Source organism: Sphingobacterium sp. UBA5789, from assembly GCF_002418355.1.
GTDB lineage: Bacteria > Bacteroidota > Bacteroidia > Sphingobacteriales > Sphingobacteriaceae > Sphingobacterium.
This window is the reverse complement of record NZ_DIDX01000005.1, coordinates 60,633-82,723: the sequence shown is the minus strand read 5'-3', so window position 1 is coordinate 82,723 and position 22,091 is coordinate 60,633. Positions and strand designations below refer to the sequence as shown.

Below are 22,091 nucleotides of genomic sequence, written 5' to 3'. Positions count from 1 at the left end.
AAATGTTAATTTTTGTTAAATGCAAATCAAAAGCTCCATTCTAGCGTTCATAAAGCAATGCTGTAATAGAAAAGTTACGTAAATAAGAGCGAAAGTATTAATGAAGAAATCAAGAAAGTTTAATTTAAAATTTACCACATTTAGTTTAGGTTTACTCGCATTAGCCTCCATTTTAACACACTGTACATCAGGTAAATCAGAAGAAAAAGAGAACAAAAACAAGCCTACGGCTCTTCCTGTCTATAGCGTGACAAGAAGCAATGCAAGTACAGTAAAAGATTACCTTGGAACCATTGAAGGAAAAGTCAATGTAGAAATACGGCCGCAGGTAGAAGGCCTGCTTCAGGAAATTTATGCAGATGAAGGATCTTTTGTTCAGAAAGGACAAAAACTTTTCAAAATCGATGCCTCGACTTACCAGGAACAGCTCAATAATATGATAGCCACAGCCAATGTAGCTAAGGCAAAACTGGAAAATGCTCAACTTGAAATTGACCGTCTTCGTCCTCTTGTACAGAATGATGTTATTTCAGATGTGCGGTTACATGCTGCCAAATCAGACTATGATGTTGCCAAAGCGTCTTTGGATCAGGCGTCTGCAGCAGTAAGAAGCGCAGAAATCAGTAAAAATTTCACCATCATAGAAGCTCCCGTAAGTGGCTATATCGGACGTATCCCCAAACGTATAGGAAACCTTGTTTCAAAAGGAGACAGCGATCCGCTGACGGTACTCTCAGATGTACAGGAAGTGTATGTCTATTTTGCTATGAGCGAATCGGATTTTCTATATTTTTCTAAAGCCAAAGCCAGAGAAGATAGTATTGCCGGAGTCAAATATAACAACAATAACAGACTTACTTTTCCGGATGTCACACTTGTACTTGCAGATGGTGAGGCTTATCCTAAAAAAGGAAAAGTAGATGCAGTCAATGGTCAGGTAGATCGTACTACAGGAGCTATTTCACTGCGTGCAACCTTCTCCAACCACGACAACATCCTGCGTACCGGAAGTACCGGAACACTGAAAATAGCAGAAATAAAGAAAAATGTACTGCAGATACCTCAGGTAGCCACTCAGGAATTACAGGACAAAACTTTTGTATACGTCATCGACAAACAAAATAAGGCGCAAAGAAAAACCATCAAAATTGCCGGAAAAAGTAAAGACAACTATATCGTATCCGATGGTCTTGAAGAAGGTGATCGTGTGATTTTAAGTGGTTTTGACAAAATCACCGATGGATCTGCTATTATGCCTATAGCGCAACATAACTAAATATTATTTATCAAATGTCTGCTTCTCCCGATAGCGAATATCAGGGGAACGGATATTATTTGCCATACCCTTATCATTTATGCTGAAAACATTTGTCAACAGACCAGTACTCGCCACTGTGGTTTCCATTTTGCTGGTCATTCTGGGATTGGTAGGATTAAAACTATTACCGGTATCCCGTTTTCCGGAAATTGCCCCCCCCAGTGTGGTCGTATCGCTGAGTTATCCCGGTGCCAACTCAGAGACAGTCGCCAAGAGTGTATTGCTTCCCATTGAAGAAGCCATCAATGGTGTCGAAGATATGACTTACATCAAGTCTTCCGCCTCTAATTCGGGGTCCGGATCTGTACAGGTATTTTTCAAAACAGGTACTAATCCCGATGTCGCTTCTGTGAATGTGCAGACCCGTATTTCCAAAGCCATCAGTTCCATCCCTTCGGAAGTTAACGAAGCCGGTATTACGGTTATGCCCAGACAGAGCGGAGTCATTATGACCATCAATCTCTATTCCGATCATCAGGATAGTGTATATGACGAAACCTTTCTGCAGGCCTATGCGCAGATCAACATGATGCGTCCATTGCTTCGGGTGGATGGTGTGGCACAGGTATCCAGAGTCGGTGCTAGAGATTATTCTATGCGCCTCTGGCTCAATCCCGAAAAACTGGCCCTCTATACACTTGTACCTCAGGATGTAATGAATGCCATTAAGGACCAGAATTTTGAAATTGCTCCCGGCAAATTCGGAGAGACTTCAGATGAGGCTTTCGAAACAGTGATCCGTCATAAAGGACGGCTTACGCAACCCGAAGAGTTTGAAAACATTGTCATTAAAACGAATAAAGACGGATCAGTCCTTTACCTCAAAGATGTAGCCCGTATAGAGTTTGGAGCAACCAATCTCGGAAGTGACAATAAGGTAAACGGACATCCGGGACTGACACTTAATCTGACACAGACCAGTGGATCTAATGCACACGACATTGATATAGCCGTACGTAAGACACTGGAAGGTATGGCCAAATCTTTTCCGGAAGGCATTAAATATGAAATTACCTATGCTGTAAGGGACCAGATTGATGAATCGATTAATCAGGTGAAACATACTTTATTTGAAGCCTTCATTCTGGTTTTCCTGATCGTTTTTATCTTCTTACAGGATTTCAGATCTACTTTGATTCCAGCTATTGCTATCCCGGTATCCTTGGTAGGTACTTTCTTCTTTCTGCAGCTTTTTGGTTTTTCACTCAATGTACTGACCATGTTTGCGCTGGTACTGGCAATCGGTATTGTGGTCGATGATGCCATTGTAGTCGTGGAAGCTATTCATCAGAAAATGCATGCGACAGGGCTCAAAGCCAGAGAAGCGACTCTATCAACAATGTCGGAAATCACTGGCGCTATCTTATCTATTACGATGGTGATGGCCGCAGTATTTCTGCCTGTAGGTTTTATGGAAGGACCTGCCGGAATATTTTACAGGCAGTTTGCTTATACCTTGGCGACGGCCATTCTTATTTCCGCACTCAACGCCCTGACCCTCAGTCCGGCACTATGTGCTTTACTGCTCAAAAATTCTGCTGTAGAAACAGGAATCAAAGAAGGAGACAGCAAATTTACAAAATACAAAAAACGGTTTTTCCATGCCTTCAACACTTCTTTTGACCGCTTGACAGAACGGTATATTTCCGGAGTAAAAAAACTGATCAAACACAAGCCGCTGGCATGGGGAGGATTAATTCTCTTCACTGCTGCCGGAATATTCTTGATGGTTCGTGCTCCTAAAAGTTTTATTCCTACAGAAGATGATAGTTTCATTACTTACTCTCTGGCTATGCCTCCGGGAGCATCGCTCACCCGTACGACAGAAGTATTGCGTAAGGCCGACAGCATTCTAAAAAAGAGAGAAGATATTAAAGGAATGACCACTGTCTCGGGTTTTAATGTGCTGGACGGAAGTTCGAGCCCTGCATTCGCTGCCGGTTATATCAATATGTTACCTCATGCCGAACGTAAAAAGATACATAATATCGAAGCTTTCATGGACACCATACGCAAGGATTTATCGCAGATCAATGAAGCGAAATTCACCGTCTTTCCACGACCAACGGTACAGGGGTTTGGTGATTTTGCAGGAATAGAATTAGTCCTTCAGGATCGTCTGGGAGGTGATATCCGCGACTTCAATACTATCGCAGATACCTTTATCAATCAGATTAATGAACTTCCGGAAATCGAAAATGCCTATACCGCTTTCAAAGCCAATTTCCCTCAATACGAAGTGAATATTGATGCAGTGAAAGCGAAGACTTTGGGTGTGGATATCAAAGAACTGATGACGACTATCCGGGCTTATTTTGCACGAGTACAGGCTGGAGATTTCAGCCGGTTCGGAAGACAATACCGGGTATATGTACAGGCAGATATGGATTATCGTAAAGATCCGGAATCGTTCAATTCCATTTTCGTTCGCAATAAAAACGGAGAGATGGTACCTGTAAGCACCATCCTTACCCTGGAAAAAGTAGTCGGTCCGGAAACCATTACCCGATATAATCTCTATAATGCAATCGCAGTGAATGCTACTCCAGCCAAGGGATATAGTACAGGTGATGCGATGAAAGCAATACAGAAACTGGCTGATGACAAACTGCCGGTCAACTATGGATTTGAGTGGACGGGTATGAGTTTTGAAGAGAGTCAATCCGGCTCGCAGACCATACTGATCTTTGCACTGAGTATACTATTTGTCTATTTTCTGCTTGCAGCGCAATACGAAAGTTATATCCTTCCTTGGGCTGTACTTTTGTCTGTCCCTGTCGGACTTGTAGGTGTATACGGTACGATTCTGATGGTAGGGCTGGAAAACAATATATATGTGCAGGTCGGACTTATTATGCTGATCGGATTGCTGGCAAAAAATGCAATTCTGATTATCGAATTTGCGGTTCAGCAGCGTGACCGGGGATTGAGCATTGTCGAAGCAGCACTGACTGGTGCACAGATGAGACTACGTCCTATTCTGATGACTTCACTTGCTTTTGTAGCGGGTCTTGTTCCGCTGATGTGGACCGTTGGTCCGTCCGCCATAGGTAATCACTCCATTAGTTTTAGTGCTGCCGGTGGTATGCTTTTCGGTGTATTACTTGGCATTTTTATAATACCTGTACTCTTTATTGTGTTCAAGACACTGGATGAAAAAGTCCGCAATAAATTAAAATCTCAAGACTGATATGATAAATAAAAACAGATATAGCTTTACGTTGATCCTGTTGCTATTCACAACTTTATTTGTTGTACAAAGCTGTAAAATAGGAGAAAAATACGCACGGCCGGACTTGAATCTGCCGGAACAGTACCGCAGTGATACCTTAGATTATTTTGGTGATACGACGACCATAAGCCGCATTCCGTGGCGGGAGTTTTTTCATGATTCGACTTTACTGGCGCTGATTGACAGTGCACTGATGAATAATTTTGATATGAAAACCGCACTGATCAATACCCGGATTGCTAACCGTCAGATGATTCAGAACAAGGCGAATTATTTACCTTCAGTAGAGGCAACGCTGGCAAATGCAAACAGGCAATGGCGTTCTTCTGATTTTGGAAGCGGCCCCTCCTCCCGATGGTATGACAGAAAACAAAAAGATGCACCGGATGACATGTTTGTCTATTTATCTCAGTTTGGAACAGAAGTACGGTTCAGCTGGGAACTCGATATCTGGGGCAAAATATCCAGTCAGCAAGATCAGCTGCTGGCTCAGTATCTGGACACTTATGAAGCCAAAAATGCCATACAGACTAATCTGATCTCCAGTATAGCCAAAGGTTATTTCAATCTGTTGATGCTGGATGATAAGATCAGAGTTGCCAAACGTAATGTACAGCTCAATGACAGTACACTACGTATGATCAGATTGCAATACGAAGCCGGAGAGATCACCGCTTTAGCGATACAACAGACAGAATCCCAGCGTCTGGTGGCAGCATCACTGGTACCTGAACTGGAAAAAGAGATCGCTGTTCAGGAAAACGCCTTGCGCACCCTCACAGGTCAGATGCCTGACCGGATTCAAAGAGGTCAGAGTTTTGAACATCTGATTGCTGAAAATCAGGAAATATCCCTGGGATCACCATTGGAAATTGTCCGGAACCGACCGGATATACGAAGTGCAGAATTTCAACTGATCTCTGCAAATGCACATACCAATGTCCAACAGGCTATGCGATATCCGGCCTTATCCATTGGCGGATCATTGGGTGTAAATTCAATGTTACCAAAAAACTGGTTTAATATACCCGGCGCCTTGCTTGGCGGTATAAGTGGAGATCTGACAGCCCCGATCTTTAAGAACAGGACATTAAAGACAAATTATGAAGTGGCAAAACTGGAACGGGAAAAGGCAGAACTGGCTCTACAGCAAACAGTAGTGGAAGCTGTAAGTGAAGTCTCTAACTCCATCATCACAGTAGAAAAACAACGGGAACAACTGGATTTTGCAAAAAAGAGAGTTTCGAATTCCGAGCTAGCTGTTCGAAATGCAGGACTCTTATTCCGGAGTGGATATGCGACCTATCTGGAAGTGATCACAGCGCAAAGCAATGCCCTCACAAGCGAACTGGATCTTGTCGAATTAAGGCAAAAACATCTTGAATCATATGTGGATCTCTACCGCTCCTTAGGTGGCGGATGGAAAGAATAGACTTCTTATTCTGCATGTAAAATATAGGATACATTATTTTGCCTGACCGAAAAAGTCAGGCAAAATATGCTAAGCAGAATCTCCTCTGGCGGAACGGGATAGCACATATCTCATCTAAAAAAATAATCTTTTAAAAGTTTGAAATTCGCCTATAAAAGAGATGCTAAATTGATTTATCATAAAAGTTCTTTATCTTGCTGTGCAAAACAATTTAAAGATTTATGAAAAAGGCTATTCCGTCCTTATTAGGTTTACTATTTTTCTTATATAGTGGCACTACTGCTATCGGGCAATCGTCATCCGGTCAGCTGAACCTTATCCCCTATCCTAAACAAATGGATGTACAGCAAAGCTCCTCTGCTTTTAATGCGCAGAAGCTGTTGTATTATACCACAGACAGCAAACTTTTCGGAGATGCTGAGCAGTACTTAAAGCAACATATTTTTACCGGAAACCAATGGAACAAAACCGCTCAAAAAAATGCAAACATACAGCTGATCAGGGATAATAATATTGCTCCTGAAGGATATCATCTGAATATCGATGAGAAAGGAATTCAAATAAAAGCATCTACACAGGCAGGAGCATTTTATGCTTTGCAGACCTTAAAACAAATGTCTGCACTGTCGGAGAGCAGCATTAACAAGACATTTCCTTATGTCAAAATCAAAGATGCGCCCACGTATCAATGGAGAGGTGTTGAACTCGATGTTGCACGTCACTTTTTTTCTAAAGAATATCTGTTTAAGTTCATAGACCTACTGGCTCTTTATAAATTTAATAAGTTACATCTTCATTTAACCGATGATCAGGGCTGGCGGATAGAAATCAAGCGTTATCCCAAACTGACTCAGGAAGGCGCATGGCGGTCATACAATAATCAAGACTCTGCATGTTTTGTAAAAGCAAAAGACAATCCGGACTTTAATCTGCCCAAAGAACATATACGTATCAAAGACGGAAAAGAAGAATATGGAGGATACTACACACAAGATGACATCCGGGAAATCATAAAGTATGCCGCAATCCGCAGTGTAGAAATTGTCCCTGAAATCGACATGCCCGGACATATGATGATTGCGACCAAAGCTTATCCCGAACTCTTACTTGACGGAGCTTCTTCAGGTTGGGGGACACAGTTCTCCGTACCCATATGCCCTTGTAAAGAGAGTGCGTATACGTTTACACAAAATGTACTACAGGAAGTAATAGATTTATTCCCAAGTAAATACATCCATATCGGAGCTGATGAAGTAGAAAAAACCAGCTGGAAAGAGTCTCCGCTGTGTCAGCAACTTATGAAAGAAGAAGGTATAGCGCACCTCGAAGATTTACAAAGTTATTTTGTTGGCCGGATCAATACCTTTATACAGAAGAATAACAAAGTCGCTATAGGTTGGGATGAGATACTGGAAGGTAAATCGGATCCGAGCATGACCGTGATGTACTGGCGGGGATGGGTCAAAGATGCTCCTCAAAAGGCAATTGAACGTAATCATCCCGTCATCATGACTCCGACCAATCCCCTATACTTTGATTATCTGCCTAATAAAAGTTCTCTGGAAAGCGTTTACAAGCTAAATGTAGTACCGGCAGATATTCCGGCTGAAAAAAGATCTTATATTCAAGGTGCTCAGGCTAATATATGGACAGAAATGATTCCATCTAAAGAACGTCTGGAATTTATGATCCTGCCACGGTTGAGTGCTTTGGCAGAACGGGTATGGACGGACACAACGTTATTTGAGAGTTATGAAAAAAGACTGATCAATCACTATGGTATATGGAACGGCATGCAGTTGAATTACAGATTGCCTGATCTGACAGGATTTTCAGAAGAACAGGTTATTGTAGACGGCACTTCTGTCTTGCGTGTAGACAATCCGTTACCTGGAGCTCAGGTCCATTATACGCTGGATGGATCTGTCCCTGCAAAAGAGAGCCCTGTATTGAATAATGAATTGAAGGTCACTACTCCGGGGAAAGTCAGGTTTGCGACAGTAGCTTCTAACGGAGCAAAAAGTGAGATCTATACTGTGAATTTTAAAAAGGATGATTGGAAACAAGCCGCCGAAGTAAAACCAGAGACATTGAAACAAGGTTTATCAGCTGATTTCTTTGTCGGTACATTCCCTAATTCTCAGAAAATGACAGGTAACATAGTACGTACTGAAGTATTGGCAAATGTACATATCAGTGATACAGTAAAAATGGCTTCTTTCGGAACAAAAATCCGGGGATATATCCGCGTACCAAAACAAGCTATTTATAACTTCTATCTGACTTGCGACGATGGCGGAATATTAAAAATAGATAATCAGCTTGTCATCGATAATGACGGGCAGCACTCGGCAGTTGTCAAAAGTGGGCAGATAGCTTTAAAGGAAGGTTATCATGCCTTTGCAATAGATTTTATTGAAGCCGGAGGCGGATTTACATTAAAACTGGATTACAGTGAAGATGGCGGAGAAGTAAAACCCGTACCTGATGAATGGTTCTCCCATTAATAAATAGCTCTTTTATAGTATAGCTTTACAAAACAACCTCTCCTGTAATTCAGGGGAGGTTGTTTGTATTTATACCCTGCCTGTTTTATAAAAAAATCCGAGTATTCCTTTCATAGTTGTATACTTCAGCTATACAACAAAAATCTTCATTCCTCTATCTGATTATTCAGATTCAATAATTAAACAGGCTAATAAAATTTATTAAACACTTATAATTAACCAACTACAACATTTTTAAAAGCAATTAGCTCACAAAAACTTAATATGAAATTTGTTTAGTATTAATATACAAAGTTTAATATTGCTGTCGATATATTTAATCATACTAAACGAAGTATTATGAAATTCAGACCTAATTCCGCTTTAAAGAAATCACTCTGGCTCCTTTGTGTCATGTGTATAATTTCTATAAAAAGTTTCGGGCAGACAAAAGTAACAAAAGGGAAAATTGTAGACTCCCGGACACAGGAAGCAATAGAAGGAGCAAGCATTCGCAACCTCAGTAACGGCAGGATAACATCATCCGGTTCAAATGGGAGTTTCAGTATTCCAACCACTGGAAAAGATACGCTTCAGATAGCTTTTATCGGGTATCAAAGCACAAAAGTCGAAGCTTCATCCCAGGAAGACCTTCTGGTAAATCTATCTGCTAATCAGGAATCTCTGGGGGAAGTAGTCGTGACTGCTTTGGGAATAAAAAAGGAAAAGCAGGCTATCGGTTATTCTGTACAGGAAGTCAAAGGCCAGGATATGGTCAAAGCCCGCGAACCTAATGCTATCGCAAATCTTGCAGGCCGGGTATCAGGATTGACTATCACAGCCAGCACCAATCTATTTGGAGATCCGGGCATCACACTTCGTGGCCGGAGTAATGTACTTATTGTAGTAGATGGTATGCCTGTAAATACAGACTCCTGGAATCTGAGTCCCGACGATATTGAGTCCTATTCTGTACTAAAAGGCGCAAATGCAGCCGCACTCTATGGCAGCAGAGGTCAGAACGGAGCAATTGTCATTACCACCAAAAGAGCGAAATCAAATGACAAAGGTTTTCAGGTGGAATTTAATTCCAGTACACAGGTACAGACTGGATATAACGCTATTCCAAAAATTCAGACAGAATACGGTCCGGGAAGTAATTACGAATACGCTTTTAAAGATGGTCGCGGAGGTGGTGTAAATGATAATGATTACAATATCTGGGGTCCGCGCTTTGAAGGACAGCCTATCACACAGTATAATAGTCCGGTAGATCCTGCAACGGGTGAACTGATTCCCCTTCCATGGACAGCCAGAGGAAAAAACAACCTGACAAATTTTCTCGAAAACGGTATTTTAAGTACAAATAATCTTGCCCTTTCTACCAAAGGGGAAAATGGAGATATCCGGATTTCCATTTCTCAAATGTATCAGAAAGGAACCACGCCAAATACCAAACTGGGCGGAACAAATGTCAGCGTATCCGGAGGGATAAATGCTGGTGAAAAAATACGTTTTGATGCCAGTATCAACTATAACAAACAGTACTCTCCAAACTATCCAAATTTAAGTTATGGCCCGCATAATCCTATCTATATCCTGACACTTTGGGGAGGCGCCGATTACGACATCAATGATCTTAAAAACTACTGGCAGCCAGGTAAAGAACAGGTACAACAGTACAACCGGGAATATACAATCTATGATAATCCATGGATGACAGCTTATGAAAATCTGCGTACCTACGATAAAGACGACATATACGGACATCTGACCATGAACTACAAACTGAGCAATAAATTGTCTGCCGGTGCGCGTACAAGTGTCAGCACATGGAACCGCAACCGAACCATCAAAATTCCTATTTCAGCAAACTTATACGGGTATGATATCGGAGGTAGCCGCGTTGGCGGATATCACGAGACATATGATACCTTTTGGGAAAATAATACGGAGGTGTCTCTAAAATATCAGGATCGCTTCCATGAAGATATAGGATTCAATGCCTCTTTATTCGGAAATCTGCGTACCGTAGGTGTAAAATCCTTATTTGCAAGAACAGACAGAGGTCTGACTGTACCGGGTGTATACGATCTGAACAACTCGGTCATGCCTACCATCGCAAAAAATGACAGAGCCTCCAGACAGGTAGCCAGTGTATATGGATTTGCTGATATTGATTACAGAAATATGTTGTATCTGAGTCTGACGGGGCGAGTAGATAAATCTTCGACTATGCCGCTTAAAAACAATACTTATTTTTATCCGTCCGCATCCCTGAGTGCTATAGTATCAGAAATGGTTGATTTTCCTGCTGTTATTTCATCTTTGAAAGTGAGAGGTGCTTATGCTGATGTGGCGAGTGATTTTGTCAATGAAACTGATCAATATAATATCTATAAACTACTCCCCTTTTACAGCAACTACGGACGATGGGCTAATTCATACACAGGAGTTACCTATACGGATGTTCTTCCCAATCCTGATTTGGTTGCAGAGCGTGTACGTACATTTGAATTAGGTCTGGAAGCCCGCTTTTTCAATGGCCGCCTTGGCCTGGATGCTGCTGTATTCCGCAATCTGGAAGGTCCGCGTATTATTGAACTTTCTACTTCCATCAGCAGCGGTGTCCGTGCCCGTCAGACCAATGGTCTGACCCTGCTTCGCAAAGGACTGGAAGTAAGTATCAACGGAACACCTGTCAAAAAGGAACATTTTTCCTGGGATCTCATCCTGAATGCATCGACCAATCATGCCTGGCTACATAATATAGATGGTGTACAGACCCGCTATGGCAACATACGTGTTGGAGAACGCTGGGACAGCTATTATGTTCGTGATTTTCAGAAAGACAATCAGGGAAATCTGATTGTCGGCACCAATGGTCTGCCGGCTTACAACCCCTACCAGAGTAAAATCGGTTACAGCGACAACAACTTTGCGCTCAGTCTCAACAACAGCTTCCGATACAAAACCTTTGGACTAAGTTTTCTGGTAGACGGACGATTCGGAGGACTGATAAATAACGTACAGGATGCAAAACAATGGGGATCGGGCACACATCCGGAGTCTGCAAACGAATACCGCTATAAAGACTGGCAAAACAGAGATGTGGATAGCTACAAAGGCAGCGTCATGACCAACGGACAAAAGATAGTCAGTGGCCAGTTGAGTACCGATCAGGATGGTAACGTGATTTCGGACAGCCGCATATTTGCACCTAATGACATCCCGGTATTGTGGCAGAGCTGGGCAACGAACTACTACCAGTCGGGACCTGTGGCAGCGAAGGACAGAACCTTTGTCAAATTACGTGAGGTCGTGCTGAGTTACAACCTGCCGGCATCCTTCCTCCAAAGAAGTAAATTTTTCCGTTCGGCCTCTGTATCTCTTGTAGGACGTAACCTGCTTTATTTTACAGGTAAGGGCACAAAGAACATGGATCTGGATCAATTCACAAGTGCAAGCTCGGATTATCAGACACCTTCTGTCAAAAGTTTTGGTTTGAACATCAATGCTACATTTTAACTGAATAAAAGATTAAAAGATTTTTGTTATGAAAACATACAGCATATATACATTTCTCCTTCTTATGGGATGCATATCACTTAATTCCTGTCAGAAATTTGAGGATTTGCAGAAAGATCCGGCAGCAGTATACACACCTGCTCCAAAACTTATTATGACTTCTATCCTGATGCGGGCTCATGATGCTCCCTGGAGTGAAGACCATCGTCACAATCAGTACATGACCCAAAACGAAGCTTACTACACCGGCCAAACCTATGGATGGACAACAGGCTCGTATGACAATCACTACAATATCCTTCGTGATGTCTATCGTATGGAAAAGGAAGCTGTACAGAACGGGGACCGGGGAGGAATATATCTGACTATGGCCAAATTCTTCAAGGCATACTTTTATTACCGTGCGACATCTATGTTTGGAGAAATCCCCATGAGTGAGGCTATGCAGGGAGAAAGCAACAACAATTTCTCTCCGAAGTATAATACACAGGAAGAAATCTTTGCCCAAATCCTGACATGGCTGGACGAAGCCAATACAGAACTGGCAAACAGTACTTCAGCTGGAAACAGTCTGGAAGGCGATTTTTTCTTTAACGGCAATCTGAATAAATGGCAAAAAACGGTAAATTCTTTCAAGTTGCGTGTATTGGTAAGTCTCAGTAAACGTGCTAATGATGCTCCTGCATTGCGTGTAAAAGAGCGTTTTGCGGAACTGTTGAATAATCCTTCCAAATATCCGTTGATCCTGACAAACGAAGATAATTTTCAGTTGCTTTATAACAGTATCAATCCGTATCCGCTATGGCCGGCAGATGGTATTATTATAAAACGTGATATCCGGAATACGTTAGGTGCGACATATGTCAATATTCTCCGGAATTCTAAAGATCCGAGACTGATGATTCAGGCGCTTCCGGCCTCAGGCATCACTGCAGATCCGGCAAATCCTTTCAGCGTATATCAGGGTGGATCGACCGGTGATCTGCAGAGTACGCTTCTCCGGCAGGCAGGTGACGGCAAACTTTCGATGATAAATTTTGATTACTGGTTAAGTTCGCCTTCGGGTATTCCGTCGGTACAATTAGGCGCATCTGAAGTGCACTTTGCATTAGCAGAAGGGATCAACAGAGGCTGGGCTACGGGCGATGCCGCAGCACATTTTCAAGCCGGTATCCGCACATCCATGTCCTTTTACGGGGTTACTTCCGACAAAACAGAAGCATTCTTAAAAGCATATCCCTATGCCGGAAATACAACTACGGGACTTGATCAGATCCTCACACAAAAATACGTTGCCTTCTTTGAGAATTCAGGAAAACAAGCCTATTTCGAACAGCGACGTACAGGAATCCCGGTATTCAGTGTAGGACCTGCGAATGCAAACAATAATGAAATCCCAAAACGCTGGGCCTACCCGACCACAGAATACAGCACAAACGAAGCAAATCTCAAAGAATCATTACAACGACAGTTCAAAGGATCAGATACACAGAATGATATCATGTGGATCATCAAATAATAAATAGCTTTTAAAAGACAAAAAAATGGACATTCCAAGAAGAAAGTTTTTAAAAGGAGCAGGTATTCTTTCTGCATCCTCCGTTCTCGCATTTTCAAATCTGACCGCCTATGCTCATGATAAGCAGACGCGGAACATTAAACGCTCCTTACGTATTGCTCACCTGACGGATATTCATATACTCGATAAACCGGAAGTTAATAAAGCTGTTTCGGGTGTTTTTGCTCAGCTGCAGTCCATGAAGGATAAACCTGATTTTATTATCAACACAGGAGATAGCCTTATGGACATGAATAACCAGACCAAAGAACGGATAGACATATTATGGAAAGCCTGGGATCAGGTTGCAGCTACACATTCTTTCAATGTAAAAAGTTGTCTGGGTAACCACGATGTCTGGTATTTACCAAAGGATCATGCAGCATATGAACAGTCTTCAAAAGACCCGTTGTATGGTAAAAAATGGGCAATGACTAAATTAGGATTACCGCAACCGTATTATTCTTTTGAACAGAAAGGCTGGAAATTTATCGCACTGGACAGCATACATTATAATCCGGAAAAGGGAGGGTATACTTTTGGTCAGGAACAATTGGATTGGCTTAAAGAAGAACTAGCCCGGACCCCGGAAAAGACACCGGTATTATTATTCTCTCATGTTCCGATCATTTCAGTCACACCTCTCTTATATGCGGCACAACGTACACCTGTTCTCAAAATGGGTTTTCCGGGAGGAGATCAGCATGTAGATGTAATAGATGTAAAGTCTATCCTGAAACTACATCCTAATGTGCGTGTGGCATTAAGCGGTCACGTACATTATGTAGATCAGGTCTCCTATCTTGGTGTAAATTACTATTGTGGAGGTGCAGTTTCGGGCAACTGGTGGAATGGTGTACTGGACGATTTTGCTCCGGCATATTCCATTCTTGATCTGTATGAAGACGGAAGCAGCCACTACGAAACTATTTATTATTAATCAAAAAACAGAACAGCTGATTTCCAGAAGGATTTATACAGCTGTTCTGTTTTTTCAAATGAAATTCTTCAGGCGATTACAGCCTGGGAATCCGGATACCAAAAATATCCTGCAACGCCAGTCTGGCGGCATGATAACCGCACATCCCGTGTACACCTCCGCCGGGAGGCGTAGAAGAGGAGCAGATATAGACCTGTTTTAAAGACGTTCGGTAAGGAGAAAGACTTAATACTGGACGGGTATACAGCTGGCGGATATCAATAATACCTCCGTTGATGTCCCCTCCTATATAATTAGGATTATATGTTTCCATAGCCTGCGTATCCATGATATTTCTGGCTAATATCCGATCTTTGAATCCGGGAGCAAAGCGTTCGATCTGATTCTCTATTTGTCGGCTCATATCCTGTGTCGAACCATTTGGCACATGGCAGTAAGCCCATACCGCCTGCTTACCTTCCGGCACCCGTCCTGTATCAAAGCGGCTTTGCTGAGCAAGCAATACAAATGGAGTTTCGACATGTTGCCCTTTGGATGTTTTCCATTCTCCTTCTGCGATTTCTTCAAATGTATTCCCCAGATGTACGGTACCCGCAGATCTGGCATCTGCAGACCGAAAAGGAACAGGACCATCCAGAGCCCAGTCCATTTTGAATACTCCCATTCCATACCGGTATTTTTTCAATTGATTGCTGTATGATTTTTTCAGCCTGTTTCCGGCTATCTTGTCCAGTTGACGGGGAGTGACATCGAAAAGAGCCACTTTATGAGGAGGTAAATCATCCAGATCTTCTATCCACACACCTGTCTGGATTTCACCACCCAGCGCAACAAAACAGGCAGCCAGTGCATCCGCTATAGCTTGTGATCCTCCCCGTGGTATAGGCCAGCCTTTACGGTGTCCGACAGCTAACAACATTAACCCAACAGCAGAAGATGCCAAATTATTTAAAGGCTGGATGGCATGAGCTGCCATTCCGGCCCACAAGGCTCTGGTCTTGGGATTCTGAAATCTACTGACCAGAAGATCTGCTGGTTGTAATGCATAACGTCCGAACTTGGCCATCAGCAAGGGATTCTTTGGAAAACGCAAGGGTCCCATACTATCACTGGCCAGTGCTTCCCAATGATCGGCAAAAGGCTCAATCAGAGAACGGTAACGTTCAGCGTCATTACCCAGCGCTTCTGCTGTATCGGTCAGTGACCGGGATAAAAAGGCTGCACTGCCATCATCAAAAGGATGTGCTGCAGCTAAAGGAGCATGAATGAATTCCAGACCGAAATCTGCCAAAGGTAAAGTCGCAAAAAACGGAGAACCCAAAGCCATAGGATGAATGGCAGAACATACATCATGCGCATATCCAGGCAATGTTAGCTCCAGTGTGCGCATTCCACCTCCTACTGTATCTTTACCTTCTATCAATAATACTGATAATCCTTGCTGCTGAAGCGTAATGGCAGCTGCGAGACCATTAGGTCCTGCCCCTACTATTACAGCATCATACTGGGTTTTCTTCATTTCAACAGTTATTGAGGTTTTGTATTCTTAATAGCCGGTCCAAAATCGTAGACAACCGTATTTTGCCAGGCCTTCCGCAGCAAACTTGAACCTATAGCCGACCGGTATCCGGAAGCACAATGAACTACGATAGGTTTATCCGTTTGAATTTCAGCGATACGCTTCCGCAAATCAGGCAAAGGGATATTGATCGCATGCTTAAAAATACGGTTTTTACGGACTTCATTTTCGTTTCGGACATCAATAATGTAATAATTTTCCGGATGTGCGGTTACATCGTTTATCACGATGGGCGGAGGTCCTTCCTGCTGACGGTCATACCGCAATGCCCCTGAAACCTGTCCCTCATACCCGATCTTGGCGATCTGCCGGAGTCTTTGCTGCAAACGATCTTCATTTTCAGCCAGCAGATAAAACTGTTCACCAGGCAGTATAACTGTACCCAGCCAGGTTTCAAACTTACCTTCTCCCGGTATCAGGATAGCATTTTTGACATAAGATGAGGCCGTATATTTCTGAGGCCTTGTATCCAGAATCAGTGTATCCTCCGGAAGTGCAGCATTAGCAGGCAGTATTTTTATAGCTGACAAACGTTCCTCCAGATTCGAAGCCCCCTTCAGATTGAGATGCACATCAAATGTAAAGTATGCAGGAACAAACCCAAGATCTGTCAATATCCAGGAGACAAATTCTTCTTCGCCACGAATTTTAAAAGCCGGATTGTGGAGGCGTTCATGACCGATTGTACCGGATGTAGCATCACTGATGCCCGATGCGCACAACGATCCGGCTCCGTGTGCCGGATACAGATCAAGCTGATCATCCAAAGGAATCAGTTTGTTTTGAACCGTATGATACATATCGCGTGCAAGTTGCTCCCGGGCACTGTGCGGATCTCCGTCTGTATCCCGCAAATCCGGCCGCCCCACATTTCCGAAAAGCAACGTGTCGCCAAAGAACAGCGCACTATCTTTTTTTTGATCGACCAGAACCAAAGAGATACTTTCAGGAGAATGTCCGGGAGTTTCCAGCACACGCAGATATACCTGACTGTTTAAAGCGATACGATCACCTTCCCGCAAAGGCTTATGCGCAAACTGTGCCTTATATCCGTCACCTACATATACCGGAATCCGAAGGCGACGCTGCAACTCAGCATGTCCACTCACGAAATCTGCATGTGGATGTGTTTCTATAACAGCAATGATATGCAGGTTATTTGCTTCTGCAAAATCCACATAAGGTTGTATATCTCTCGCAGGATCTATCAGCAAAATAGATGTATCGTCATATACGGCATAAGAAAATTGAGCCAGTCCTTCATCCGTAAACTGATGCACATGGTAGTTCTTATTTGCTTTACGTATTCCCGCAGCTATACTTCTTGCCGGGACGCAGAACAGCCCAACTCCAAAAATGCCTGCTTTTACAAAACGTCTTCTATGCATCAGTGATCTCCTTTCCCTTTCGTACTTTCCGGTTTATCCTTCTTCAGGTGATATCCCTTTTGTTCCCATTCCTTTATTCCTCCGCTGAGATTAATGACTTCCTTAAATCCCAGACTGATCAACCGGTCCGCAGCCTGACGGCTTCTGTTTCCGCTTCTGCAGTACAGGTATACAGGCCGGTCTTTCTCCAGCTTTTGTATCCCCTGTTCAAAAGCAATACTATCTTTCCAGTTTAACAAAATTGATCCCGCAATAGCGCCTTCTTTATATTCAGCAGGAGTGCGTACATCAATAAGCTGAATTGCACTGTCGGCAAGTAATGCCGCTTTAAAATGTTCCGCATCCCGGTTTCCATTTTGCTGCGCATCTACTGAATATGGGATAAGCAGCCAGAGAAAGAATAACCCGGCAGCATATATCCGTCTAATTATCATATTGTCCATAGCTGTAAACATTATTATGCGTATACCATCCTTTTCCTATGGGATGCTGTTCCTTTTGTCTGGTCAAAACCACACGTAGAGAATCTTTATCATTAATCTTACCTGCTAATCTGATACCTCCGTCCGGTAATCTGTCATACTGCCAGCGTAGAATATGCAGACTGTCCCTCCATGCGGTCTGATATTTTGCTTTCAAATCCATACGTATAGCACTGCGTTCCCGCACCAGTTCCTTTGCGAACTTTTGGTTTTTGTCTACCAGATACAAGTAATTAGCCGTACTGTCTATTTCATAATAGAGATACCGCTTACCTCCTGCCCTGCCGGTAAATTCATAATCTTTAAAGAGATCTGTAGCTTTAGGAGTACCGTTATCCAGATTAATAGGATATGCCTTATTGACCGTATAGACCAAAGTAGAATACCGTTCGAAAACAGCATCATGCCAGCGTACAGAATCCAACGGATCATAGGGCAGTATTTTTCCATTAAGATCAAAACTTGAAATGTGATAATATCCTGCAGCATCTGCCAGTCCCGGCACTATCGGTTCCTTTAGTTTGCCCTCATTGTAATGCATTTCATAACGCTTATATCCGTAGTAAAAAAGAAACAACAGAATAAACAGATACTTACTTCCTGTATAAAATAACCTGCGTCCGGCAGTATCCCATTGAGGCGTATAATAATGGGGTTGAAAATCCTGCCTTTTGATAAACACCTGCCATATGCCCGGAATATATTGCAACAACACAAACAGCGAAAGAACAACAAAATATCCGCTGTACAGATGCACAGCTCCATCATAGGCCAGATTTGCGTGTGCTATATTATACAGCACACCGGCATTAATAATGGCACCCAATGCAGTCGTTCTTCTGAAAAACATTAATACTCCGGCTCCAATCTCCAGAAAGCCCAGAAATATCTGATACCACAGCGAAAGTCCTACTGCCTGCCAGTATAATTTGAATGGAGCATAATCGCCAAATGCAGTATGCAGATTGGCTTCCGAAGGAAAGGGCATCTGCATCGGATATAATTTCAGATATCCAAAAGCTATAATTCCGATTGCAATACGGTAACGGGCCAGCACGCGCAGCCAGTAGTATCCTTTCGAAACAGGAAAAGGTGCAGACTTACGGGTTAGCCAGGCCCAAAGGTAAGCCCCAGCAATTGCAATCAAAGCCGTAAGTCCCCATGAAGTAAAAGAGAGGAGTCCCCATTTGCCGCTCTCTCCAGATATCTCGATCAGCCCCGGACGAAATCCGGCTACAGATGACAGAACCTCATAGAAAGATTTGCTTTTGAACAAGTGGGCATACCATTCATATTTTACAGGAATAATAAAGAGCAGAATAAATATAAAGAAGAATCGGAAGATAATATTTCTACCCGAATCCCATCGGTCTATGGACGTTTTCACATATCCCGGTTCGATAATAGTGCTTTGTGTCATAGCTGTTAATAGATTTTTATAGGATGACGACGACCTTTATAGAGTAAATATTCTTTTGGAGTGCGTTGCAAGGTAATTCGGAGAGAATCCTGAGAAGCAGACACACCGGACAGAATGAGCTGATCCTTTCCGTGTCGCTCCACCTGAAAGACATATCGATCATCTTTCACAATCCTATTCTGTAATTCAATACGACGCCCTCCATCTCTGATTTCGTATCGGTAGAAATGACGTCCGCCGTTACCCAGGTGTTCAAAATTGCGTAAACTATCCGGCTGATAAACAATTTTGGGACGCAGACTATCTATGACTGCCGGATTATTGTTGCGGACACTCAGCGTATTCCAGTTTTCAAACACCACATTTCTCCATCGCTTATCATTATCTAAAGAATAGGCTACTGTATCTCCGTTCAGAACAAAATGACTGACATTATAATAGCCTGCAGCATCTGCCAGTCCTGTCTCTTCGGGATAAGGATAGCGTTCATAAGACCATATCCGGTATATACCTCCTGTTAATACTAGGGCAAACACAAGCACAGCTATTTTCAACCCGCTTCTATACTTCTGAACCCGGGCACTGTATACGGGTTCAAAAGTATCTGCAACTGTATATTTTTCCTGAAAAAGCAGGGTGTAAAGTCTGGGAAGATCGTACCATAAAATAGCAAAGGACAACAATAGTAAAAAAGAGCTATAGACTTGCTCCCCTATTCCGTATGCATAATTTGCCAATACAATATTAAGCAACAGACAAAGCGCTATTGCAGCACCTATAGCGGTCGTTTTTCTAAACAATAACAAAACTGCCGCAACAATTTCCACCAGACCCAGTGCAGGTACATATCCCGCAGAACTGACAGATGTACTCAGAAAATATATTTTCCAGGGCAAAAAGTCACCATAATCTGTATGCAGATCACTCAGAGTAGGCAGTGGCAGCAAAACCGGAAACAGCTTAACAATACCCGTAGCCAATAAAGCTATGGCCAACCGAAACCGTAACAAGACCCTTAATATATAATACAAGCGATCTGAAGCTACTTCCCGTTTATACAGAATCTGCACGAATATCGCACCTGCCAAAGCAACCGCAAGCGCAATTATCCAGTTAAGATAGCCTTCCAGTTGAAGTCCGACATGCTGATCTTCCGAAAAGAACGAAGTATGATATGTAGCGAGTTGATAAAAACTCTCAATGCTCAGTAACTTACGGCTTATGTCCGCAAAGAGTACCGGATTGAAGGGAATACTCAACAGGCCAAAAAATATAAAGGCTGCAAACAGAGCAAAGACCTGGCCTTTGCTCCATGAATGATGTTGTGATTTACTCATCCTGACAACGACTATTCATATCCGGGATTCTGTACAAGATCTGCATCGACTTCCACATCATTGTATGGGATAGGAAATATCCACTTCCGCTGATCCGTAACACCTAATACCGTCGATGCACGACCTGTCCGAACCAGATCAAACCAGCGCTGAGGTTCGAGTACAAACTCTGCTCTCCGCTCCTGTTCAATATCAGTCAGCAGAGTCTCCTTGTTTGAAAGTACTTTGACACTGACATTCGCACGCTGGCGTACAGCATTCAGATCTGAAAGTGCACCTTCCAGATTAGGCGTTGTACTTTTTGCACGTGCTTCTGCCCGTATCAGATATTGTTCCGCTAATCGAAGTATATAAGTCGGATTATCTCCCGAGGAGCGCCAGTATAGCTTCTGAATAAAATAATTGCGTATGGTAGCCGTAGAATTATCTGTAATCAATGCTTTACGGTCTCCTCCTACATTTGCCTGCTGTAAAAACTGATACACCTGAGGTCCGGGACCATACTGGTTGCGGTAACTGAGACTCGACCAGGAGCCAAAATGTGCACTTTGATCAGCCGCTGAAAAAGCCAGTTCAAAGACCGATTCCTTTGTATTAAGTCCGCTCAGAATAGTCTGCCAGGGCACCAGTTCATAATTCGTATTATCAATTATTTTTGTTGCATACTCAATTGCCTTATCCCAATTTTCCTGATACAGATACACCTTTGCTTTCAGTGCATATACAGTGTTCTTAGTGACACGATTCCGGTCTACAGTTGCAGGCAAAAGAGTTTCTGCCTGATCCAGATCTTTTAATACCTGTGCATATACCGTTTTTTGATCACTTTGTTTCACACCGCTGAAATCAGACGGAGATTTGGTCGCCTGCAATACGACTGGGATATTACCCCATGCTTTTGCCAGATCAAAGAAGGCTAATGCGCGCAGGAAATACGCCTCTCCCGTAAATTTATTTCTTGCATCGGCAGTAATAGATTCACTACTCAGCGCAGCTACTTTCTCAATCACGTTATTGGCACCATTCACGACCTTATAGATATCGTACCATACATTATTAATCAAGGTATTATCCGGACGGTATTCGTGTACCGGAAAAGCATTGTAATAATTGAGTGTTCCTACCCAGATATGATCACCACCGGACAGATAGGCCATAGCTGCATAACCGTCACCACCATAATACAGGCGCGATTGCAAGGCACTGTAAACTCCCAAAACAGCCGTTTCGGCCGTATTTTGATCTACCACAATAGCATTGCCGGAAATAGATTGTGTGGGATCAACATTCAGAAAATAATCAGAGCAGCTACTAAATCCGGATAACAATGTTGTTCCCAGAAGCAGGTATATTATATATTGATATTGTGTTTTCATTTTAAAAATATTTAT

13 protein-coding genes are annotated in these 22,091 nt (G+C 42.7%); 7 read left to right on the top strand and 6 right to left on the bottom strand.

Annotated elements, in window-relative coordinates; genetic code table 11:
- Window positions 1–100 precede the first annotated feature (100 nt).
- The 7 genes from B4B65_RS16180 to B4B65_RS16150 all read left to right on the top strand — a co-directional run bounded on the left by B4B65_RS16180 (window position 101) and on the right by B4B65_RS16150 (window position 14,494).
- Complete coding sequence (locus B4B65_RS16180; RefSeq protein WP_293916917.1) at window positions 101–1,276, top strand: efflux RND transporter periplasmic adaptor subunit; 1,176 nt, start codon at window positions 101–103, stop codon at window positions 1,274–1,276.
- Window positions 1,277–1,355: 79 nt separating this feature from the next.
- A complete protein-coding gene (locus tag B4B65_RS16175; protein ID WP_293916915.1) occupies window positions 1,356–4,508 on the top strand; it encodes an efflux RND transporter permease subunit in 3,153 nt (1,050 codons plus the stop codon).
- Window position 4,509: 1 nt separating this feature from the next.
- Window positions 4,510–5,982, top strand: a complete 1,473-nt coding sequence (locus B4B65_RS16170) for an efflux transporter outer membrane subunit (protein ID WP_293916913.1) — start codon at window positions 4,510–4,512, stop codon at window positions 5,980–5,982.
- 221 nt (window positions 5,983–6,203) lie between these two features.
- Window positions 6,204–8,489, top strand: coding sequence for a family 20 glycosylhydrolase (locus B4B65_RS16165; protein ID WP_293916911.1), 2,286 nt, complete (start codon window positions 6,204–6,206; stop codon window positions 8,487–8,489).
- Between the two features lie 339 nt (window positions 8,490–8,828).
- Window positions 8,829–11,996 carry a SusC/RagA family TonB-linked outer membrane protein gene (locus tag B4B65_RS16160; protein WP_293916909.1) on the top strand — a complete coding sequence of 1,056 codons (3,168 nt, stop codon included), beginning with the start codon at window positions 8,829–8,831 and terminating at the stop codon, window positions 11,994–11,996.
- 28 nt (window positions 11,997–12,024) lie between these two features.
- Entirely contained in the window at window positions 12,025–13,515 is a 1,491-nt protein-coding gene (locus B4B65_RS16155) for a SusD/RagB family nutrient-binding outer membrane lipoprotein (RefSeq protein ID WP_293916907.1), read from the top strand.
- A gap of 25 nt (window positions 13,516–13,540) precedes the next feature.
- Window positions 13,541–14,494, top strand: coding sequence for a metallophosphoesterase family protein (locus B4B65_RS16150; protein ID WP_293916905.1), 954 nt, complete (start codon window positions 13,541–13,543; stop codon window positions 14,492–14,494).
- Window positions 14,495–14,570: 76 nt separating this feature from the next.
- Here the strand turns inward: B4B65_RS16150 and B4B65_RS16145 are convergent, their stop codons facing one another.
- From B4B65_RS16145 to B4B65_RS16120, 6 genes are read right to left on the bottom strand one after another with little or no spacing between them, the layout of a single operon-like run.
- Window positions 14,571–16,013, bottom strand: a complete 1,443-nt coding sequence (locus B4B65_RS16145) for a phytoene desaturase family protein (protein WP_293916902.1) — start codon at window positions 16,011–16,013, stop codon at window positions 14,571–14,573.
- 8 nt (window positions 16,014–16,021) lie between these two features.
- The gene (locus tag B4B65_RS16140) at window positions 16,022–17,461 is read right to left on the bottom strand and encodes an MBL fold metallo-hydrolase (protein WP_293916899.1); all 1,440 of its coding nucleotides are present in this window, start codon (window positions 17,459–17,461) and stop codon (window positions 16,022–16,024) included.
- Window positions 17,461–17,904 (bottom strand): rhodanese-like domain-containing protein, encoded by a 444-nt coding sequence (locus B4B65_RS16135; protein WP_293916897.1) that lies wholly within the window; start codon window positions 17,902–17,904, stop codon window positions 17,461–17,463. The genes B4B65_RS16140 and B4B65_RS16135 overlap by 1 nt, the downstream gene beginning before the upstream one ends.
- Window positions 17,885–19,363: a hypothetical protein gene (locus B4B65_RS16130; RefSeq protein WP_293916895.1), complete on the bottom strand. Its 1,479-nt coding sequence runs from the start codon at window positions 19,361–19,363 to the stop codon at window positions 17,885–17,887. The genes B4B65_RS16135 and B4B65_RS16130 overlap by 20 nt, the downstream gene beginning before the upstream one ends.
- Before the next feature lie 5 nt (window positions 19,364–19,368).
- A complete protein-coding gene (locus B4B65_RS16125; protein ID WP_293916892.1) occupies window positions 19,369–20,700 on the bottom strand; it encodes a beta-carotene 15,15'-monooxygenase in 1,332 nt (443 codons plus the stop codon).
- A gap of 11 nt (window positions 20,701–20,711) precedes the next feature.
- Window positions 20,712–22,076 (bottom strand): RagB/SusD family nutrient uptake outer membrane protein, encoded by a 1,365-nt coding sequence (locus B4B65_RS16120; RefSeq protein ID WP_293916890.1) that lies wholly within the window; start codon window positions 22,074–22,076, stop codon window positions 20,712–20,714.
- Between the last annotated feature and the right edge of the window lie 15 nt (window positions 22,077–22,091).

What these genes read in the sequence shown, in the direction of transcription:
- B4B65_RS16140 (WP_293916899.1), bottom strand. Translation starts at nt 17,461, where the DNA reads ATGCATAGAAGACGTTTTGTAAAAGCAGGCATTTTTGGAGTTGGGCTG.
- B4B65_RS16135 (WP_293916897.1), bottom strand. Translation starts at nt 17,904, where the DNA reads ATGGACAATATGATAATTAGACGGATATATGCTGCCGGGTTATTCTTT.
- B4B65_RS16155 (WP_293916907.1), top strand. Translation starts at nt 12,025, where the DNA reads ATGAAAACATACAGCATATATACATTTCTCCTTCTTATGGGATGCATA.
- B4B65_RS16130 (WP_293916895.1), bottom strand. Translation starts at nt 19,363, where the DNA reads ATGACACAAAGCACTATTATCGAACCGGGATATGTGAAAACGTCCATA.
- B4B65_RS16145 (WP_293916902.1), bottom strand. Translation starts at nt 16,013, where the DNA reads ATGAAGAAAACCCAGTATGATGCTGTAATAGTAGGGGCAGGACCTAAT.
- B4B65_RS16150 (WP_293916905.1), top strand. Translation starts at nt 13,541, where the DNA reads ATGGACATTCCAAGAAGAAAGTTTTTAAAAGGAGCAGGTATTCTTTCT.
- B4B65_RS16170 (WP_293916913.1), top strand. Translation starts at nt 4,510, where the DNA reads ATGATAAATAAAAACAGATATAGCTTTACGTTGATCCTGTTGCTATTC.
- B4B65_RS16165 (WP_293916911.1), top strand. Translation starts at nt 6,204, where the DNA reads ATGAAAAAGGCTATTCCGTCCTTATTAGGTTTACTATTTTTCTTATAT.
- B4B65_RS16125 (WP_293916892.1), bottom strand. Translation starts at nt 20,700, where the DNA reads ATGAGTAAATCACAACATCATTCATGGAGCAAAGGCCAGGTCTTTGCT.
- B4B65_RS16180 (WP_293916917.1), top strand. Translation starts at nt 101, where the DNA reads ATGAAGAAATCAAGAAAGTTTAATTTAAAATTTACCACATTTAGTTTA.
- B4B65_RS16160 (WP_293916909.1), top strand. Translation starts at nt 8,829, where the DNA reads ATGAAATTCAGACCTAATTCCGCTTTAAAGAAATCACTCTGGCTCCTT.
- B4B65_RS16120 (WP_293916890.1), bottom strand. Translation starts at nt 22,076, where the DNA reads ATGAAAACACAATATCAATATATAATATACCTGCTTCTGGGAACAACA.
- B4B65_RS16175 (WP_293916915.1), top strand. Translation starts at nt 1,356, where the DNA reads ATGCTGAAAACATTTGTCAACAGACCAGTACTCGCCACTGTGGTTTCC.